The organism is Mycobacterium sp. MUNTM1 (genome assembly GCF_054660795.1).
Genome location: NZ_BAAGDE010000007.1, coordinates 81209 through 99143 on the forward strand (window position 1 = coordinate 81209; position 17935 = coordinate 99143).

At 69.6% G+C, this 17935-nt stretch carries 17 protein-coding genes; 6 read left to right on the forward strand and 11 right to left on the reverse strand.

The annotated features are described in order from the left end of the window. Window position 1: 1 nt before the first annotated feature. Window positions 2-1009, forward strand: coding sequence for a beta-ketoacyl-ACP synthase III (locus ACYQ8K_RS06080; RefSeq protein WP_459967576.1), 1008 nt, complete (start codon window positions 2-4; stop codon window positions 1007-1009). On the opposite strand, the gene ACYQ8K_RS06085 is transcribed toward ACYQ8K_RS06080, so the two are convergent. Next, entirely contained in the window at window positions 1006-1401 is a 396-nt protein-coding gene (locus ACYQ8K_RS06085; protein ID WP_459967578.1) for a DUF4229 domain-containing protein, read from the reverse strand. The two genes, ACYQ8K_RS06080 and ACYQ8K_RS06085, sit on opposite strands and share 4 nt — an antisense overlap. 46 nt (window positions 1402-1447) lie before the next feature. Here ACYQ8K_RS06085 and ACYQ8K_RS06090 point away from each other — a divergent pair, with 46 nt between their 5' ends. Beyond that, window positions 1448-1609: a hypothetical protein gene (locus ACYQ8K_RS06090; RefSeq protein ID WP_085977768.1), complete on the forward strand. Its 162-nt coding sequence runs from the start codon at window positions 1448-1450 to the stop codon at window positions 1607-1609. Between the two features lie 55 nt (window positions 1610-1664). Here ACYQ8K_RS06090 and ACYQ8K_RS06095 read toward each other — a convergent pair whose 3' ends face one another. From ACYQ8K_RS06095 to ACYQ8K_RS06130, 8 genes are all read right to left on the reverse strand, one after another. Continuing rightward, window positions 1665-2981 (reverse strand): MinD/ParA family ATP-binding protein, encoded by a 1317-nt coding sequence (locus tag ACYQ8K_RS06095; protein WP_459967580.1) that lies wholly within the window; start codon window positions 2979-2981, stop codon window positions 1665-1667. A 62-nt stretch (window positions 2982-3043) separates the two neighbouring features. After that, entirely contained in the window at window positions 3044-4027 is a 984-nt protein-coding gene (gene ccsB, locus ACYQ8K_RS06100) for a c-type cytochrome biogenesis protein CcsB (RefSeq protein ID WP_459967581.1), read from the reverse strand. Then, complete coding sequence (locus ACYQ8K_RS06105) at window positions 4024-5607, reverse strand: cytochrome c biogenesis protein ResB (protein ID WP_459967652.1); 1584 nt, start codon at window positions 5605-5607, stop codon at window positions 4024-4026. The genes ccsB and ACYQ8K_RS06105 overlap by 4 nt, the downstream gene beginning before the upstream one ends. A gap of 47 nt (window positions 5608-5654) precedes the next feature. Further along, window positions 5655-6434: a cytochrome c biogenesis CcdA family protein gene (locus tag ACYQ8K_RS06110; protein WP_459967582.1), complete on the reverse strand. Its 780-nt coding sequence runs from the start codon at window positions 6432-6434 to the stop codon at window positions 5655-5657. A gap of 16 nt (window positions 6435-6450) precedes the next feature. Continuing rightward, window positions 6451-7065 (reverse strand): TlpA disulfide reductase family protein, encoded by a 615-nt coding sequence (locus tag ACYQ8K_RS06115; RefSeq protein ID WP_459967653.1) that lies wholly within the window; start codon window positions 7063-7065, stop codon window positions 6451-6453. 70 nt (window positions 7066-7135) lie between these two features. Continuing rightward, entirely contained in the window at window positions 7136-7744 is a 609-nt protein-coding gene (locus ACYQ8K_RS06120; RefSeq protein ID WP_459967583.1) for a histidine phosphatase family protein, read from the reverse strand. After that, on the reverse strand, window positions 7744-9093 hold the full coding sequence (gene hemL / locus ACYQ8K_RS06125; RefSeq protein WP_459967585.1) for a glutamate-1-semialdehyde 2,1-aminomutase: 1350 nt from the start codon (window positions 9091-9093) through the stop codon (window positions 7744-7746). Before hemL ends, ACYQ8K_RS06120 begins: the two co-directional genes overlap by 1 nt. 82 nt (window positions 9094-9175) lie before the next feature. Next, a complete protein-coding gene (locus tag ACYQ8K_RS06130) occupies window positions 9176-9520 on the reverse strand; it encodes a hypothetical protein (protein ID WP_459967586.1) in 345 nt (114 codons plus the stop codon). Window positions 9521-9595: 75 nt separating this feature from the next. Here ACYQ8K_RS06130 and ACYQ8K_RS06135 point away from each other — a divergent pair, with 75 nt between their 5' ends. From ACYQ8K_RS06135 to car, 4 genes are all read left to right on the forward strand, one after another. Continuing rightward, entirely contained in the window at window positions 9596-9991 is a 396-nt protein-coding gene (locus ACYQ8K_RS06135) for a nitroreductase family deazaflavin-dependent oxidoreductase (RefSeq protein ID WP_459967587.1), read from the forward strand. A 10-nt stretch (window positions 9992-10001) separates the two neighbouring features. Beyond that, a complete protein-coding gene (locus ACYQ8K_RS06140) occupies window positions 10002-11189 on the forward strand; it encodes an enolase C-terminal domain-like protein (protein WP_459967589.1) in 1188 nt (395 codons plus the stop codon). After that, a complete protein-coding gene (locus ACYQ8K_RS06145) occupies window positions 11186-12103 on the forward strand; it encodes a ketopantoate reductase family protein (protein ID WP_459967590.1) in 918 nt (305 codons plus the stop codon). Before ACYQ8K_RS06140 ends, ACYQ8K_RS06145 begins: the two co-directional genes overlap by 4 nt. A gap of 61 nt (window positions 12104-12164) precedes the next feature. Continuing rightward, entirely contained in the window at window positions 12165-15731 is a 3567-nt protein-coding gene (gene car, locus ACYQ8K_RS06150) for a carboxylic acid reductase (RefSeq protein WP_459967591.1), read from the forward strand. Between the two features lie 97 nt (window positions 15732-15828). Here car and ACYQ8K_RS06155 read toward each other — a convergent pair whose 3' ends face one another. Further along, window positions 15829-17187, reverse strand: a complete 1359-nt coding sequence (locus ACYQ8K_RS06155) for an amino acid permease (RefSeq protein WP_459967592.1) — start codon at window positions 17185-17187, stop codon at window positions 15829-15831. Between the two features lie 105 nt (window positions 17188-17292). After that, the gene (locus ACYQ8K_RS06160; protein ID WP_459967594.1) at window positions 17293-17898 is read right to left on the reverse strand and encodes a TetR/AcrR family transcriptional regulator; all 606 of its coding nucleotides are present in this window, start codon (window positions 17896-17898) and stop codon (window positions 17293-17295) included. Window positions 17899-17935: the final 37 nt, after the last annotated feature.

The following is a 17935-nucleotide window of genomic DNA, read 5'->3' on the forward strand; positions in this document are numbered from 1 at the left end:
AATGAAGCAGATTGCCGCGACCAGCGGGCCCACGAACATCGGCTTGCTCAGCGTGGGCTCATACCGGCCCGAACGGGTCGTCACCAACGATGAGCTCTGCGAGAACATCGACTCGTCCGACGAGTGGATCTATTCGCGGACCGGGATCAAGACCCGCCGGTTCGCCAGGCGCGACGAGTCCGTCACCTCCATGGCGACCACGGCCGGGGTGGAGGCGATCGCCAAGGCCTCCCTCGAGCCATCCGACATCGATTGCGTCCTCGTCGCCACCAGCACCCATTTCACCCAGACCCCGCCGTGCGCGCCGGCGGTCGCGACGGCATTGGGTGCCACCGGAGTGCCCGCGTTCGACATCTCGGCCGGCTGCGCGGGCTTCGGCTACGCGCTGGGTGTGGCGGCCGACATGATCCGCGGCGGGACCGCCGCCAAGGTGCTGGTGCTCGGTTCGGAGAAGCTGTCCTGCACCGTGGACATGCAGGACCGGAGCAACTGCTTCATCTTCGCCGACGGCGCGGCCGGGGTGGTGGTGGGCGAGACCCCCGACCAGGGCATCGGACCCACCGTCTGGGGCAGCGACGGCGCACAGGCCACCGCCATCCGCCAGGACATCGAGTGGATCGACTTCTTGGACAACCGCACCGGCGAGCGCCCGTACCTGCGGCTGGAAGGCAGCGCGGTGTTTCGCTGGGCGGCGTTCGAGATGGGCAAGGTCGGCCGCCAGGCCATGGACGCGGCGGGTGTGCGGCCCGACGAGATCGACGTGTTCCTGCCGCACCAGGCCAACAGCCGGATCAACGAGGTGCTGGCCAAGAGCCTCGATCTGCGCCCGGATGCGGTCGTCGCCAAAGACATCGAGCACACCGGAAACACCTCGGCGGCGTCCATCCCCCTGGCGATGGCCGAAGTGCTGGCGACCGGCGCGGCCAAGGCCGGCGACCTGGCCCTGCTGCTCGGTTACGGCGCGGGCCTGAGCTACGCCGCCCAGGTCGTCCGGCTGCCGAACGGCTAACCGCGCCCTGATTCTTGGTCGCCACCTTCCTCGGGCGCGGCGTCCCCGTGCAGCCGGGCCTGGAGCAGTTCGCGCTCCCGGCGCCGCCGCTCCCCGGCGATCGCGAGCGCGGCGGTGGCCCGGCGGCGCAGCGGGGCGAACACCCAGATGCCCAGCGGCATCGCGATGATCAGGGCGAACAGCACGGCCACCACGATCGGGAACTGCGTGACGCCCGTTAGCCGCGCGACACCGTAGATCACGCCGGTGAGCACCACCGCCAGCAGCACCCGCGCTGCCATGTACGCGGCGACGTGGACGGCGACGTGGGTTCCGGCCCGTCGCGCCGTGCCGTCGTCTGCGGCGTGGTTCTCCGTGCTGCCGGTGCTGTCGTCGCTAGCTTCGTGTGACACAGCCTGAGCCTACGGCGCGGGTATATTCGCCCAAAGGAGGTGTTTGGTGCTCTACCTGCTGCTCGTCGTGATTTTGGGGACGCTGATCTATGTTGGCTGGCGTGCGGCGCGGTCGCAGGCCCACCGGCCGAAGACGCGCGTCATCGGACCCGACGACGATCCAGACTTCTTGCGGCGCTTGGGTCATGGCGACAACAACCCGCGCTAGCTCGACGGCGGCGGCCCGCCGCACCCGGCTTCGCCGCCGTTGCGACCTCCGCTAGCTAACCGAGCACTCCCGGGTTGTGCTGGTCGCCGGGGAACCCGTCGGCGACGATGGCGGCCAGCTCGGTGAGCGCTTCGCGCGTCCCGCGGCGCAGCCGGTCCAGCTCGATCTCGGCGCCCTCTTCCAGATGCGGGTCGAAGGGCACCAGCTGTACCGCGCGGCAGCGCCGGGAGAAGTGATCGATCACCTTGTTCATGTCGACCTTGCCCGGGCGGGGCTTCACCCCGTTGATCACCGCGATGGAGTTGCGGACCAGGTCCTCGTGGCCGTGGGCGTCCAGCCAGTCCAGCGTCGCCGAGGCGCTGCGCGCGCCGTCGATGGATGCCGAGCTGACCACGACCAGGGCGTCGGCCTTGTCCAGCACCGAGCTCATCACCGAGTGCAGCAGGCCGGGCCCGCAGTCGGTGAGCACCAGGCCGTAGAACCGTTCCAGGATGTCCAGGATCCGCGTGTAGTCCTCGGCGCTGAAGGCGTCCGAGATGCCGGGATCCGTTTCGGATGCCAGTACCTCCAGGCCGCTCGGGCCCTTGGAGGTGTAGCGTCGCACGTCGCTGTAGCGCTCGATGGTGCCGGCGTCGTGCAGCAGCTGGCGGACCGTCGCCGCCGTCTCCAGCGGGATCTTCTGGCTCAGCGTGCCGCGGTCGGGGTTGGCGTCCACGGCCACCACCCGGTCACCGCGGATGGAGGCGAAGGTGGCGCCCAGCGTCGCGGCGATCGTGGTCTTACCGACGCCGCCCTTGAGCGACAGGAAGGCCACCCGGTAGGAACCCCGCAGGGGCCGGTTCACCTGGGCGACCAGGTTGTTGTACCGGGTCGCCCGCGGGCTCTCGCCCAGGTTGATCAGGCCGCCGGACAGCTTGAACAGCAGCAGCCGCCAGCCGTCCGACGGCGGCGGGGCGACCGGGCGAAGCAGCATCCCGGTGGACAGCTCCGGGTACGGCGTGTGCGGCAGGTGCTCGGGACGCTGCTGCGGCGGGGGCCCCTGCATCTGGGTGGGCGGCGCGTCCTGGCCGTCGTAGTAGGCGCCGTACGCGGTCGGGTCGACCCGTGGGATGCCGGTCATGGGCGTGGGATCCCACGGCGGCATGCCGCCCGGCCGGGGCGCCGGGGGCGGCGCGGCCTGCTGGCGCTCGGGCCCGGGGACGCGGCGTTCGGTGCGGAATCCGGCGAAGGCGCGGGTGGGGGCGTCGTCACCACCCGACTGGGCCTGCGGCTGCGCGCTCCCCTGCTGATCCGCCGCCGACGCTGTCTGTGGAGGTATCTGCGTGGTCGGTTGTTCGGGCGACCCCACGCCCGACGTCGGATGCTCGGTCACTGCACTTCCCCCTTGTTGTGCTTTTTCCCGTGTTGTGCGCTATTCGGGCCGGTTGTTCACCGTCACCCGACGCCCGCATAAGAATGCAGGCCCACAGTGACCAGGTTAACGAAGAACAAATTGAAGACCATGGCCACAAACCCCGCGACATTGATCCAGGCGGCTTTCCTGTCCCGCCAGCCCGCCGTCGACCTGGCGTGCAGATACGCGGCGTAAATCACCCAGGCGACAAATGACACAGTCTCTTTGGGATCCCAGCCCCAATATCTGCCCCAGGCCTCTTCGGCCCAGATGGCCCCGAAAATGACACCGAAACCGAACACCGGAAAGGCGAAAATCGTCGTTCGATAGGCGATGCGGTCCAGGGTCTGCGCGTCGGGGAACCGCTGCACCAGCCGGCTCAGCGCGCTGTGCTCGGCGCGGTCAGGCTCCCCCAGCGGCGACGTCCGCAGCAGGAACAGGATGCTGGCGATGCCGGCGACCAGGAAGACGCCCGATCCCAGGCTGACCACCGACACGTGGATGGGCAGCCAGTAGGACTGCAGCGCGGGCATCACCGGCGCGGCGTTGGTATACAGCCAGCGCCCGGACACCGTGAGCAGGATCAGGACCGGCAACAGCAGGAACACCCACAGCGGGCGGAATTGCGGGCGGCGCAGCACGACCGCCCCGGCGATCAACCCGCACAGGCAGGTCAGGTTGATGAATTCGTACATGTTGCCCCAGGGCACCCGCAGGGTGGCCAGGCCGCGCAACACCAGGCAGGCCAGCAGCAGCCCGATGCCCAGGTACACCACGGACAGGCCGGCCCGGCCGACGCGCTCGTCGAGCGGGCGCTGGTTGGCCTCGTCCACGACGCCCGGGGTGACGGAGTCGGCGCTGACGGCGCCGGCCAGCACCCGCGCGCGCTGATCCGCCCGGCGCCCGCCGGCGTAGGCAAGCTCGAAGGCCAGCAGCAGCAGCGCGATGACGAGGGCCACCACGGCCGACGTGAACGCCCAGTCGGAGTAGCGCGCCAGCTCGATGTTGACGTGCACCGTGTTCATTTGACGTCCACCTCAGTACTCCTTTGGGCCGCCGGCTCGCCGAGCCCGTCCAGTAGCCGCTCGGACAGTCGCTCGAACTCGTCGCCCCAACCGGAGTTGTCGGTGCGCGCCAGGCCACCCAGTTCGACGTTCACCGTACCCGGCGAACCGCCGGCGTCCGGCGTCAGACGGACCCACACCCGGCGGCGGCGGACCAGCAGCGACACCACCAGACCGCCCATCATTGTGATCGCGAAGACCAGCACCCAGGCTTGGCCGGGGTCGTGCGAGACCTGCAGGTTGACGAACGGGACGGCGCCGTCGAAGCGGATCACGGTGCCGGCCGCCGGCCCCTGATCGATCCGGACCGACTGGCCCGCACGCAGGTTGACCCGCTTCTCCTTGGTCAGCCGGTGCTGCTCGATCAGGCGGGGATCCAGGCTGAACAGCGACTGGGGGCGCCCGGTGTCCAGCCCGGTGTCGCCGCGGTAAATGTCGACGGCCACCGCGGGGGCGTCCAGCGCCGGGAAGCGCGAGGACAACAGCGTGCCCTCCAGCTGCTCGGTCGGGGCCAGCAGGCCCTGGATGGCGATCTCGTGGTTGCGGCGCTCCGCGGCGCCTGCGTAGCTGCCGGCAGGCGGGTCGATGCGCACCACACCCGACGAGAGCAGGGTCTGCGGGTTGTCGGGTCGCCACTGCACGGTCGCCGTGCGGACCTGCCCGTCCGGGTAGGTGACGCTGAAGGTGGGCGCGTAGCCGTGGCCCTGCAAATACACCCGGTCGCCGGCGAGCCGCAGCGGGTGGTTGACCTCCAGCCGGTAATGCCGCCAGGTGTTGGCGGTCAGGTCCTCGCCGGACTGGTAGTCGATGTTCGCGGCGAACGAGGTGGCCTGCCCCGACGGCAGGTAGTGCGCCGCGAAATCGTCGACCCGGATGCACAGCGGGTGCAGCGAGGTGCCGTCGACGGTGTTGCCGGCCCGGAACGAGTCGAACGCGGCCGGCGACGCCGAGCAGAAGCCGGGTCCGCCGTCGGCGATGACGATGACGTTGCCCTCGTAGCCGAATAGCTTGCCGACGGCCACCGCGACCAGCAGGCCCAGCAGCGAGAAGTGGAAGACGATGTTGCCGAACTCGCGCAGGTAGCCCTTCTCGGCGGACACCTCGGCGACCTCGGCGTCGGCCGGCTCGGCGCCGTCCTGGTGCCGGATGGCGGTGCGCCAGCCGCGCAGCCGTTCGGCCAGCGTGTTGGCCAGGGCGTTCACCTCGTCGGGCCCGGCCTGGACCCGATGACTGGCGTACTTGGGCAGCCGGGCCAGGTTGCGCGGGGCGGCCACCGGGGTGGACCGCAGGCTGCGCACGTGCTCGATCATCCGCGGGGTCAGGCAGCCGACCAGCGACACGAACAGCAGCACGTAGATGGCGGTGAACCAGAAGCTGGAGAACACGTTGAAGGCCTGCAGCCGATCCAGCCAGGGCCCGATCACGCGATGGGCCTTCAGATAGTCGTCGACCTTGCCGGCGTTGAGGTTGCGCTGCGGCAGCAGCGCCCCCGGTATCGCGCCCAGCGCGAGCAGGAACAACAGCACCAGCGCGGTGCCCATCGAGGTCAGCGCGCGCCAGGTGTTGCGGCTCCAGGCGAGAAGGTGCCTCAAATCGGCAACCTCACGTCGGACACGAACGCGTCGCGCAGCCAGGAGATGAAGTCGTTCCACACCCCGGTCACCAGCAGCGCGCCGACCGCGATCAAGAGCACGCCCCCGAAGATCTGGATGGCCCGGGTGTGCCGGCGCAGCCAGCCCAGGCCCCCCACCGCGCCCGCGGAGCCGAACGCCAGCAGCACGAACGGGATGCCCAGGCCCAGGCAGTAGGCGATCACCAGCACGATTCCGCGCGCCACGCTCGCACCGTCGGTGGCCGAGGCGACGGTGATCACGCCGGCCAGCGTCGGGCCCAGGCACGGCGTCCACCCGAGCGCGAACACCGCGCCCAGCACCGGCGCGCCGGCGACCGTGCTGAGCTGCCGCGGACTGAACCGGGCCTGGCGTTGCAGGGCCGGGATGAGGCCGACGAACACCAGCCCCATCACGATGGTCAGCACTCCACCGGCCCGCTGCAGCAGCAGTTGGTTGGTGATCAGCGTGGTCGTCATTCCGAGGACGGCGACGGTGCCGAGCACGAACACGGTGGTGAACCCGGCGACGAACAGCGCCGCGGATCCTGCGACCCGCCAGCGGGCGCCCGGCGGGGCCTTCATCGCGCCTTCCGGCGGCTGTTCGTCCACGCCGACGACGGCGGCCAGGTACGACAGGTAGCCGGGCACCAGCGGCACCACGCACGGCGAGGCGAACGACACCAGCCCCGCCAGCAGGCACGCGCCAAGCGCCACCAGAAGCGGTCCGGCAGCGGCGATCTGGGTGAATCCGGTCATCGTGGCTCCGAACCCGTCACGGCGCCGCCCCGCCGACCGGGGTGGGCGAGGCCTCGCCGGCCAGTCGCTGCACCACCGGCTTGAGGTCGGTCGCCAGCAACTCGCGCAGGAAGACCGCCGCGACCCGGTGCTGGCGGTCCAGGACGAGCGTGGACGGGATCACGGTGGTCGGGTATTTGCCGCCGAACGCGATCAGCGTGCGCATTGCCGGGTCGTAGATGGACGGGAACGTCACCTGGCGGTCGTTGACGAAGTCCAGCGCGGCCTGCCGGTTGTTGTCCCGGACGTCGATGCCCAGGAAGGACACCCCGGACCCGCGGGTGGCGTCGTACACCTGCTGCAGCTGGGTGACCTCGGCTCGGCACGGCCCGCACCACTGCCCCCAGATGTTGATGACCACGAGCCGGCCGGCGAAGATCGGGTCGGCCAGCGACAGCGTGTGCGCGGGATCGGCGAGGTCGGGACCGGCCAGCGTGCCGGGCCGGCCGCGGCTGGACGGCGGGTCGTAGTAGATGTCGGTCTTGCCGCCCGGCGAGACGAATTCGAAGGTGCCGCCCTGGGCGACGGCGTCGTGCCCGGACGAGCAGCCGAGCAGGCCGGGGAGCAGCGCCACCAGCGCCGCCCCGGCCATCGCCCGTCGGCGCGCGGTCAAGGCGCCACTCCTCCTCATCGCTTCGCTCTGCATCGTCGTCGGCGCGCGGTCAAGGCGCCGCCGGTTCGCTGTACTCGACGCCGGCCAGCATGTCGCCGTCGTAGACCAGGGTCGTCACCGACGCCAGCCCGCACTCCCGCCGCCGCGGGTCGTGCCACAGCCGCCGCCCGGTGACGTGCAGCCGCAGCGTCCACACCGGGAGTTGGTGGCTGACGCACACCACCTCGTGGCCGGCGCCCCGGGCGCGGGCCTTGTCCACCGCCGTCTGCATCCGGGCCGCGATCTCGGCGTACGGCTCGCCCCAGGACGGCCGGAAGGGGTTGCGCAGTTGCCACCACACCCGCGGGTCGCGCCAGGCGCCGTCGCCCGGGCTGACCCGTTTGCCCTCGAAGAAGTTGGCCGATTCGATCAGGTCCGGGTCGGTGTCCACGGCCAGGCCGTGCTGGGCGGCGACGGGCGCGGCGGTCTCCTGCGCCCGCTGTAGCGGCGAGGCGATCACCGCGACGATGTCGCGGCCGGCCAGCGCGTCGGCCACCGCGACCGCCTGGGCGCGGCCGTTGTCGGAGAGGTGAAATCCGGGCAGGCGCCCGTAGAGTATGCCGCTCGGGTTGTAGACCTCGCCGTGCCGCACGACGTGCACCCGGGTGAGCTCGGCCATCAGGACTTCCCCTCCTCGGCCCGCGCGGCGGCCCCGGCCGCCGCGGGCAGGGCGGCGGCGATCCGGTCGAACGCGCTGTCGTCGAGCGCGGTTGAGACGAACCACGCCTCGAAGGCGCTGCACGGCGGGTAGACCCCCGCGTCCAGCAGCGCATGAAAGAACGGCGGATACCGCCACGTCTGGGTGGCCCGCGCGGACGCGAAGTCCGTCACCGGCGTTTCGGCGAAGAACACGCTCAGCATGTTGCCGGCCCGCGGAATCTGGTGCGCCACACCGGCTTTCGTGAGCGCCTCGGAGAACAGCCCGGCCAGGCGGTCGGCGTTGGCGTCCAACGTCGCGTAGGCGGCGGCGTCGGCGTTGCGCAACGTGGCCAGCCCGGCCGCCATCGCCACCGGGTTACCCGACAGCGTGCCGGCCTGATACACCGGGCCCAGCGGGGCGAGGCGCTCCATCACCTCGGCCCGCCCGCCGAATGCGGCGGCGGGCAGGCCGCCGCTCATCACCTTGCCGAAGGTGAACAGGTCGGCCTCGACGGGATCGATTCCGTACCAACCGCTTCGGCTGACCCGGAAGCCGGTCATCACCTCGTCGATGATCAGCAGCGCGCCGTGCTCGGCGGTGATCGCGCGCAACGCCGCGTTGTAGCCGGGCGCGGGCGGCACCACGCCCATGTTGCCGGGGCTGGCCTCGGTGATCACCGCCGCGATCTGGTCGCCGAACTTCGCGAAGCTCTGCCGCACGGCGTCGATGTCGTTGTAGGGCAACACGATCGTGTCGGCCGCCGTGGCGCCGGTGACTCCCGGCGAGGACGGCAGGCCCAGCGTCGCCACCCCGGAGCCCGCGTCGGCGAGCAACGCGTCGACGTGGCCGTGGTAGCAGCCGGAGAACTTGATGACCTTCGCGCGACCGGTGAAGCCGCGGGCCAGCCGCACCGCGCTCATGGTCGCCTCGGTGCCGGAGTTGACCAGCCGGATCCGCTCGACCGGCGCCACCCGCCCGATCATCTCGGCCGCCAGCTCGCTCTCGGCCGGCGTGGGCGCCCCGAACGACAGACCCGAGGCGGCGGCCTTGGCGACCGCCTCGACGACGGCCGGGTGCGCGTGACCCAAAATCATCGGCCCCCACGAGCAGACCAGGTCCACGTACTGGTTGCCGTCGGCGTCGGTCAGCCGGCACCCGCGCGCCTCGGTGATGAACGGCGGCGTCCCGCCCACCGCGCTGAATGCGCGGACCGGCGAGTTCACCCCACCGGGAATGACGGCGCAGGCATCCTCGAACAAGCGGGCCGACGCCGCCGTGGCCCGCGGGGCCCCGGTGGCGTGCGCGGTCGCCTGATCACTGCTTCCCATGACGACTAGTGTCCCAGCCCGCGCGGGCCATTCAACTACAGGGTGTAGCAGAACGTGCTAAAGGGGGGTGCCGGTGTGCGGGTTAATCGGCGTCCTGCTGCCCGGCTTCCTGGGCCGCGATGAAGTTGCGGCGCGCGGCCTCGCGTTCTTTGTCCGCCGCCCGCCGATGCGCGGCGACATCGCCGAGGCCCTCGGCGACCGCGCGTTCCTCGACTTCCGCGGCACGCTCGTGTGCGACGCCGGCTTGATAGTGGCGATCCACTTCGCGGCGGTGCGCCGCCTGGTCGCGCTCACGAGAAGCCTCGGCGCGCTCGGCGGCGCGCTTGACGTCCGCGGCGGTGATGGCCTTGCCGGACGCGAGTTCCTGTCCCCGGTGCAACAGCTCCTGGGCGCGCCGGGCCGCCTCGTTACCTGCCGCCTCTCCCATGAGACGACAGTAGACCCTTTGCCGCGCCGAAGCCGGGGGTTGTCCTCGCCCGGCGCCTGCGAGTTGGATAGCGGTATGCAACTCCCACAAGGACTTGCCCGGTTCAACCGTCACGTCACCAACCCGATTCAGCGGATGTGGGCCGGTTGGCTCCCGCCGTTCGGGATCGTCGAGCATGTCGGGCGGCGCTCGGGCAAGGCGTACCGCACACCAGTCAACGTGTTCAGCACCGATGTCGACGGCAAACCCGGGGTGGCCATTTTGCTGACCTACGGGCCCGACCGGGATTGGCTGAAGAACCTGAAGGCCGCGGGAGGCGGGCGGCTGCGCAGCAAGGGCAAGGAAATCGGCATCGCCGATCCGCGGGTGGTCACCAAGGAGGAAGCGGCGGCGCACGTAACCCGCGGGGTGCGACCGGTTTTCGCGCGGCTGCCGTTCGAGCAGGCGGTTTTGCTCACCAAGACCTCCTGACCACCGGGTGATGCGAATCACCGCGATCGTCGAGCGGGCGGTGGGCCTGGACGGCGGCCGACGCGGGGGGCCCGCCAATGCGGTGGTCAATTTCGCCCACCACACGGTCTCTCTGGTCGCGGTGGTCACCGACGCGATGCGGCACGGACGGCCCGTCGTCGGCGTGGCTTTCGACTCGATCGGCCGGTTCGCCCAGAGCGGGATCTTGCGCGACCGGATGATCCCGCGCGTGCTGGCCGCTTCCCCCGACGCCCTGCTGGATGCCTCCGGATCCGTCGATCCCGCCGCGGTTTTGGCGTGCGCGCTCACCGATGAGAAGCCCGGTGGGCACGGCGACCGCGCGGCGGCCGCGGCCGCGCTCGAGTTGGCCTGCTGGGACCTGAACGCCAAACTGCGTGACGAGCCGGCCTGCGCGACCATCGCCCGCCACGCCGGACGAGAACCCGAATCGTCGGTGCCGGTGTACGCCGCCGGCGGCTATTACTACGCCGACGGCGGGGTCGATTCGCTGTGCGCCGAAATGCGGGGATACCTCGACGCGGGTTATGACGCGGTCAAGATGAAGATCGGCGGCGCCGAGCTGGGCGAGGACCTCGCAAGGATCGAGGCCGTCATCGACATCGTCGGCGACGGGAAGCGGGTCGCGGTCGACGCGAACGGCCGGTTCGACCGGGCCGAGGCCACCCGCTGGGCGGGCGCGCTGGCCCCGTACAGCCTGCGCTGGTACGAGGAGCCGGGCGACCCGCTGGATTACGCGCTGAACCGGGCGGTGACGGACTGCTATGACGGTGCGGTGGCCACCGGGGAGAACCTCTTCTCGGTGTCGGATGCGACCAATCTGCTGCGTTACGGCGGCATGCGGCCCAATCATGATGTCTTCCAAATGGATCCGGGCCTGAGCTACGGGCTGACCGAGTACATCCGGATGCTCGACGTCGCGGCGTCGCACGGCTTCGACCGCCGCTTCGCCTTCCCGCACGGCGGTCATCTGATCAACCTGCACGTCGCGGCCGGGCTGGGCCTGGGCGGCTGCGAGGCCTACCCCGGCGTGTTCGCGCCGTTCGGCGGCTACCCCGACGCCTGCGCGCTGTCGGAGGGCCGGATCTCGCCGACCGACGCCGCGGGCTTCGGGCTCGAGCAGAAGACCGGCCTGGCCGAACTGATCGCCGAGCTGACCGACGGGAGAGCGCAGGGATGAAGATCGCGGTAATCGGCTGCGGTGCAATGGGTTCCATCTATGCCGCCCGGCTGGCCGCCGCGGGCAACGACGTGCTGGCCATCGACCGCTACCAGCCCGGCATCGATCGGATCGCCGAACACGGGCTGCGGGTCACCGGTCCGGGCTACGACCGGGTGGTGCCGCTGCGGGCGAGCACCACCGCGCCGGACGAGGCGATGGACCTGATCGTGCTGGCCGTAACGGCGGCCGACGTGACAGCCGGTGCGCGACAAGCCCTTTCGATGTTGGGCGCCTCCACGCCGGTGCTGACCATCCAGAACGGCCTGGGATCGGCGGAGACCGTGGCGGGCATCGTCGGCGCGGAGCGGGTCGCGGTCGGGATCGCCAGCGGATTCGGCGCGGCGACCGTGGCCCCCGGGCATGTCCGCCACAACGCCATGAAAGCGATGCGGTTCGGCGCCTACTCGTCGCTGCCGCTCGCCACCGTCGAGTCGATCGCGCGGGCGTGGCGCGACGCCGGGTTCGATGCGGCCGCGGTCACCGACATCGCGGCCATGCAATGGGAGAAGCTCATCTGCAACGCCGCCTACAGCGCACCGTGCGCGCTGACCGGCATGACCGTCGGGCAGGTGATGGACGACCCGGACATGGCGCCGGTCAGCCAGGCGGCCGCGACGGAGGCGTGGACGGTCGCGCGGGCGTCGGGCATCGCGGTCGCCGTCACCGATGCCGTCGAACACGTGCGCGCCTTCGGCGCGCAGATGCCCGACGCCAAACCGTCGGCGCTGCTGGACCACGAGGCGCACCGGGTCAGCGAGATCGACGTCATCAACGGCGCGGTCCCGCGCCAGGGCGCCCGCGTCGGTGTCGCGGCGCCGGTGAACGCGACCCTGACCGCGCTGATCAAAGCGATCGAAAGCCGATGGAGCTGACTGGGCGCAGCCAGGGCGGGTATACGGCACCGGCATACGCCGCGATGAGAGGAAGCCGCCGATGACCGAGACCGTCACCGACTCGGACCGCGAGCAGCGGATAACCGAGCGCGTCGAACAGCTGTACGCCAACGATCCGCAGTTTAGGGCCGCCGCATCGCTGCCGGAGGTGACCGACGCCGCACATCATCCGGGTCTGCGGCTGGCCGAGGTCGTCGACACCTACCTGAGCGGTTACGCCGACCGGCCCGCGCTGGGGCAGCGCGCCTGCGAGGTGGTGCGCGATCCGGCGACCGGCCGGGCGGCGACGACGCTGCTGTCCGGGTTCGGCACCATCACCTACCGTGAGCTGGGCGAGCGGGTCGCGGCGCTGGCCGCCGCGTGGCAGTCCGGTCTGCCCGGCGGCTTCAGCCCGGGCGACTTCGTCGGCGTCCTGGGCTTCACCAGCATCGACTACGTCGTGCACTACCTGGCGTGCATCCGGCTGGGTGCGGTGTTCGTACCGCTGCAGACCAGTTCCACGGCGGCCCAGCTCGGCCCGATCGTCGCCGAGACGGCACCGCGTATCCTCGCCGTGAGCGTCGAATCCCTGGGCACCGCAGTCGATGTAGTTGCCGGAGCGCGCTCGGTCGAACGCCTGGTGGTATTCGACTACACCAGCGACGACGACGAACAGCGCGGCCACTACGACGACGCCCGCGCCCGGCTGCGCGACGCCGGACACCGCGCACAGGTGGTGTCGCTGTCCGCCGAGCTCGAGTCCGGCCGCCAGCTCCCACCGCCCACCGCATTCCTCCCGCAGGATGGCGAAAACCCGCTTGCCACACTGATTTACACCTCGGGGAGCACCGGCGCCCCGAAGGGCGCCATGTACACCGCCGACATGATGACCCGGACCTGGCAGCGTCCGCACAGTCCCTCGGTGGACATCGGCAGGCCGATCCCGGCGATCCACCTGCAGTACATGCCGCTGTCGCACGTGTACGGGCTGGAGTGGCTGATCGCCACGCTGTCCTCCGGGGGCATCGGCTACTTCGCCGCCAAGAGTGACATGTCCACCCTGTTCGACGACATCGGCCTGGTCCGGCCCACGGCCCTGAACCTCGTTCCCCGGGTGTGCGACATGTTCTTTCGGCGCTATCGCAAGGAGCTCGACCAGCGCTCCGGCGATGAGCTCTCCGGTGAGCAGCTCGATGACGCCGTGAAAGCCGAACTGCGGCAGGACTTCATCGGCGGGCGGGTGATATCGGCGATGTGCGGCAGCGCCCCGCTGTCCAAGCAGATGCATGCTTTCATGGAATCGCTGCTCGACATCCCGGTGGCCGACGGCTACGGCGCCACCGAGACCGGCGGCGGCATCATGCGCAGCGGCCGGATCAGGCGCCCACCGGTCACCGACTACAAACTGGTCGACGTCCCCGAGCTGGGCTACCTCACCACCGACAAGCCCTACCCGCGCGGCGAGCTACGCCTCAAGGCCAGCAACGTGATTCCCGGCTATTTCAAGCACCCCGAGCTGTCGGCGAAGATCTTCGACGACGAGGGGTTCTACAAGACCGGCGACATCATGGCCGAGCTGGGGCCCGACCACCTGATGTATCTGGATCGCAGCAACAACGTGATCAAGCTCTCGCAGGGTGAATTCGTCGCGGTCTCCCAGTTGGAGGCGACCTTCTCGACCAGCCCATACATCCGGCAGATCTTCCTCTACGGCAGCAGCGAGCAGCCGTTTTTGCTCGCGGTCGTCGTGCCGAATACCGACACCGTCGGCGACGGGGATGCGCGCGCCCTAATCGCCGAATCGCTGCAGCGGATCGCCGCCGACAACCACCTTCAGCCGTACGAGATCCCGCGCGACTTCCTGCTGGAGTCACAACGTTTCACCCGCGACAACGGGCTGCTGTCCGGGGTCGGCAAGCTGCTGCGGCCGGCCCTGAAGGCCCACTACGGGGAACGCCTCGACGCCATGTACGACGACATCGAGGCCAGCCACGGCAACCAGCTCGACGAGCTCCGCGCCGCGAGCACCGAGCTGCCCACCATCGACACGGTCCGGCGCGCGGCCGCCGCCACCCTGGGCCTACCTGCGGACACCACGCTGCGCGCCGACGCGAAATTCATTGAGCTCGGCGGTGATTCGCTGTCGGCGTTCTCCTTTGCCACACTGCTGTCGGAGATCTTCCACATCGACGTGCCGGTGCAAACCATCGTCAGCCCGACCGCGGACCTGACCACGGTCGCGAACTTCGTTGACGGCGAACGCACTTCGGTGTCGACGCGGCCGACGTTCGCGTCCGTGCACGGCCGCGGCACCGCGGTGGCCCGCGCGGCGGACCTGACGCTGGACAACTTCATCGACGCCGAGACGTTGGCCGCCGCACCCCGGCTGCCCGCCGCGGCGGGCGTGATCGACACCGTGCTGCTGACCGGAGCCAACGGCTATCTCGGCCGCTTCCTGTGCCTGGATTGGCTGGAACGCCTGGCCCCGGACGGCGGCACGGTGATCTGCCTGGCCCGCGGCGCCGACCCGACGGCCGGGCGTCAGCGCATCGAGGCCGCGATCGACAGCGGTGACACCGAACTGTCCGAGCGGTTCCGGCGATTGGCCGACAAGCATCTGCGGGTGCTGGTCGGCGACGTGGGAGCGCCCAACCTCGGCCTGGACACGCCCACCTACCAGCGTCTCGCCGAGTCGGTCGACCTCGTCGTGCATTCGGCCGCCCTGGTTAACCACGTGCTGCCCTACAGCCAGCTGTTCGGGCCCAACGTGGTGGGCACCGCCGAGATCATCAAACTCGCAATCACCAAGCGGCTCAAGCCGATCAACTACATCTCCACGGTCGCGGTGACCGCGCTGCCCGACGGCAGCTTCATCGGCGAGGACGTCGACGTCCGGGTGGCCAGCCCGTCGCGGTCCCTGGACGAGTCGTATGCCAGCGGCTACGCCACGAGTAAATGGGCGGGCGAGGTGCTGCTGAGGGAGGCACACGACCTGTGTGGGCTGCCGGTGGCGGTGTTCCGGTCCGACATGATTTTGGCGCACAGCGACTTCGCCGGCCAGCTCAATGTGCCCGACATGTTCACCCGCCTGATCCTGAGCCTGGTGGCCACCGGGCTCGCACCGCGCTCGTTCTATCAACTCGATGCGTCCGGCAATCCGCAGCGCGCCCATTACGACGGGCTGCCGGCTGATTTCACCGCCGAGGCCATCACTACGCTCGGGGCCCGCGCCCGGCAGGGCTACCACACCTACAACGTGCTCAACACCCACGACGACGGCGTCTCGCTGGACACCTTCGTCGACTGGCTCATCGCCGACGGGCACAAGATCGAGCGCATCGACGATTACCGGCAGTGGCTGGCCAGATTCACCGAGGCGATGAACGCGCTGCCGGAGAAGCAGCGCAAGAGCTCCCTGCTGCCGCTGATGAACGCCTACGCGAAGCCCGGTGAGCCGACGCACGGCACCGGCATGCCCGCCGAAAAGTTCCGTGCCGCAGTCCAATCCGCCGGCATCGGAAGCTTCAAGGACGTCCCGCACGTGACCGAGGCCCTGATCGACAAATACGTCACCGATCTGCAGCGGCTCGGCCTGCTGAGGACGCGCACCGAGGCGCACGCGGGGTAACTGTTCCTTGGTCACGTGCGCGACCGGGCGCCGAGAACTCGGGGATTGTGTGTGTCCAGAATCCGATAGCGACTGTGCTGGCGCGTTTCGGAATGACCTATTCCCCGGAGATCGCGCCGACGCGGCCGCGCGATCGGGCGAGGAAGTACAGGCCGATCACCACCGCCCAGGACAGCAGGCTGAGCCATAGCTGGCTGCGCGCCGTGTGGTCGAACGCCATTTGCACCAGCACGGCGGTGATTCCGGTCAGCGTGAGAATCGACAGCACCGGGTAGAACCACATCTTCACCGTCAGCTTTTCCGCGGGCGTGCGGCGGCGCAGGATGATCTGCGAGCACGCGATCAGCCAATAGACGAACAGGATGATGGCGCCCGACGAGTTGAGCAGGAAGAGGAACACCGTGTTCGGCGCGACGCGCGCCATGATGACGCAGCCGAACCCGACCGCCGACGAACACAAGATCGCGAAGTGCGGAACGCCGCGTCCGCTCAGTTTGACCAACCGCGTCGGCGCCTCGCCCCGCTCGGCGAGCACGAATAGCATGCGCGACGCGGTGTAGAGACCGGAGTTCAGGCAGGACAGCACCGCGGTCAGAACGACGGCGTTCATCACCTGATCGGCGCCGGAAAGCCCCATGTGTTTGAGCGCGGCCACGTACGGCGAGGCGCCGAGTTCGACCGAGTCCCAGGGCAACAGCACCACGAGCAGGAAGACCGAACCGACGAAGAAGATCGCGATGCGGGCCACGACCGACCGGGTCGCCTTCTGCACCGCGAGCTCGGGGTCGCGGCTTTCGGCGGCGGCGACGGTGACGATCTCGGCGCCCACCATGGAAAAGATCACCACCACGATGGCGGCGAACACCGCGCCAACCCCGTGCGGAAAGAAGCCGCCGTGTGATCCCAAATTGGCCAGACCTCCGTGATGGCCCGGCACCAATCCCAGGACATAGACCGTCCCCACGACCAGAAAGATCACGATCGTCGCGACTTTGATTCCGGCGAACCAGAATTCGAATTCGCCGAAGGACGACACCGAGAACAGGTTGGTTGCGGTCATCAACAGCATCAGGCACAGCGACAGCAGCCACAGCGGCGCGTGGAACCAGTAGTTGAGCACTTTGCCGCCGGCGACCGCCTCGAAGCCCACCACGATCACCCAGAAGTACCAATACAGCCAGGCGACCGAGAATCCCGCCCAGCCGCCCAGGGCCTTGGCCGCGTAGTCGGCGAACGATCCTGTCGACGGGTTGGCGGCCGCCATCTCGCCCAGCATCCGCATCACCAGGACGATGAGCAGCCCGCAGAGGGCGTAGGTGAGGAACGCGGCCGGGCCGGTGTCCTTGATCACCACGCCGGAGCCGACGAACAGGCCGGCACCGATCACGCCGCCGAGCGCGATCATGCTCAGCTGGCGCTGCGACAATCCTTGGCGCAGTTGTGGATTGCTAGCCATGGCTAGCCACCTCCTGAGCCCATTCCGGCGATGCCCGCCACCTGCTATTTGTCACTAACCACAACATATCGGTGTTCTCGGCGCCAACGCACGGGCATCACGCGGTCAGGGTGAGGTGAGCGCCTCGATACGGCAGGCTAGCAACGCCGTCCACTCCGTGAGATACCGGTCGTCCGCATCGCGGTCCCCGAGTTCGTGAAATAGCCTGTGCGTCAGGCGGGCTCCAAGAATGGCGTTGACCCCCAGTGCGGCCAGTACGATGCGGTCCTGCTCGGCGAGCTTTGGCGTCCAGGCGCCGATCCAGTCGGCCAGCTCCGCATTGAGCCCGTCGAGAAGTGCTGCGTAGGCCGTGTCGAGCCGGTCGGATTGACCGGCCGGCGTGCGGGCGGCGATCTGGAGCAGTTGGATCTCTTCGTCGACCACGCTGAGCAGGTAGCGGCCCAGCGCAGTCAGTTCCGCACGCAGATCCCCCAGTCCGGCGAAGAGCGCGCGGATGTCCCGCATTGCGCGGCGCCGGTCCAGTTGCCGATCAATGCCCGCATCGAGCAGCGCGTCCTTGGATCTGAAGTGGCGATACAGGGCTCCCGACCCCGGCGCCAGGCCAGCTGCGGCCTCGATCTGGGACACGCTGGTCGCCTCAAATCCTTTGGCGCTGAACAGCCGCATCGCCTCGATGACCAGCCGCTCGCGAGTTCGAACCGGTGCAGCCATTGACCTCTCCAAAGTGATCACTTACATTTAGCAAGAG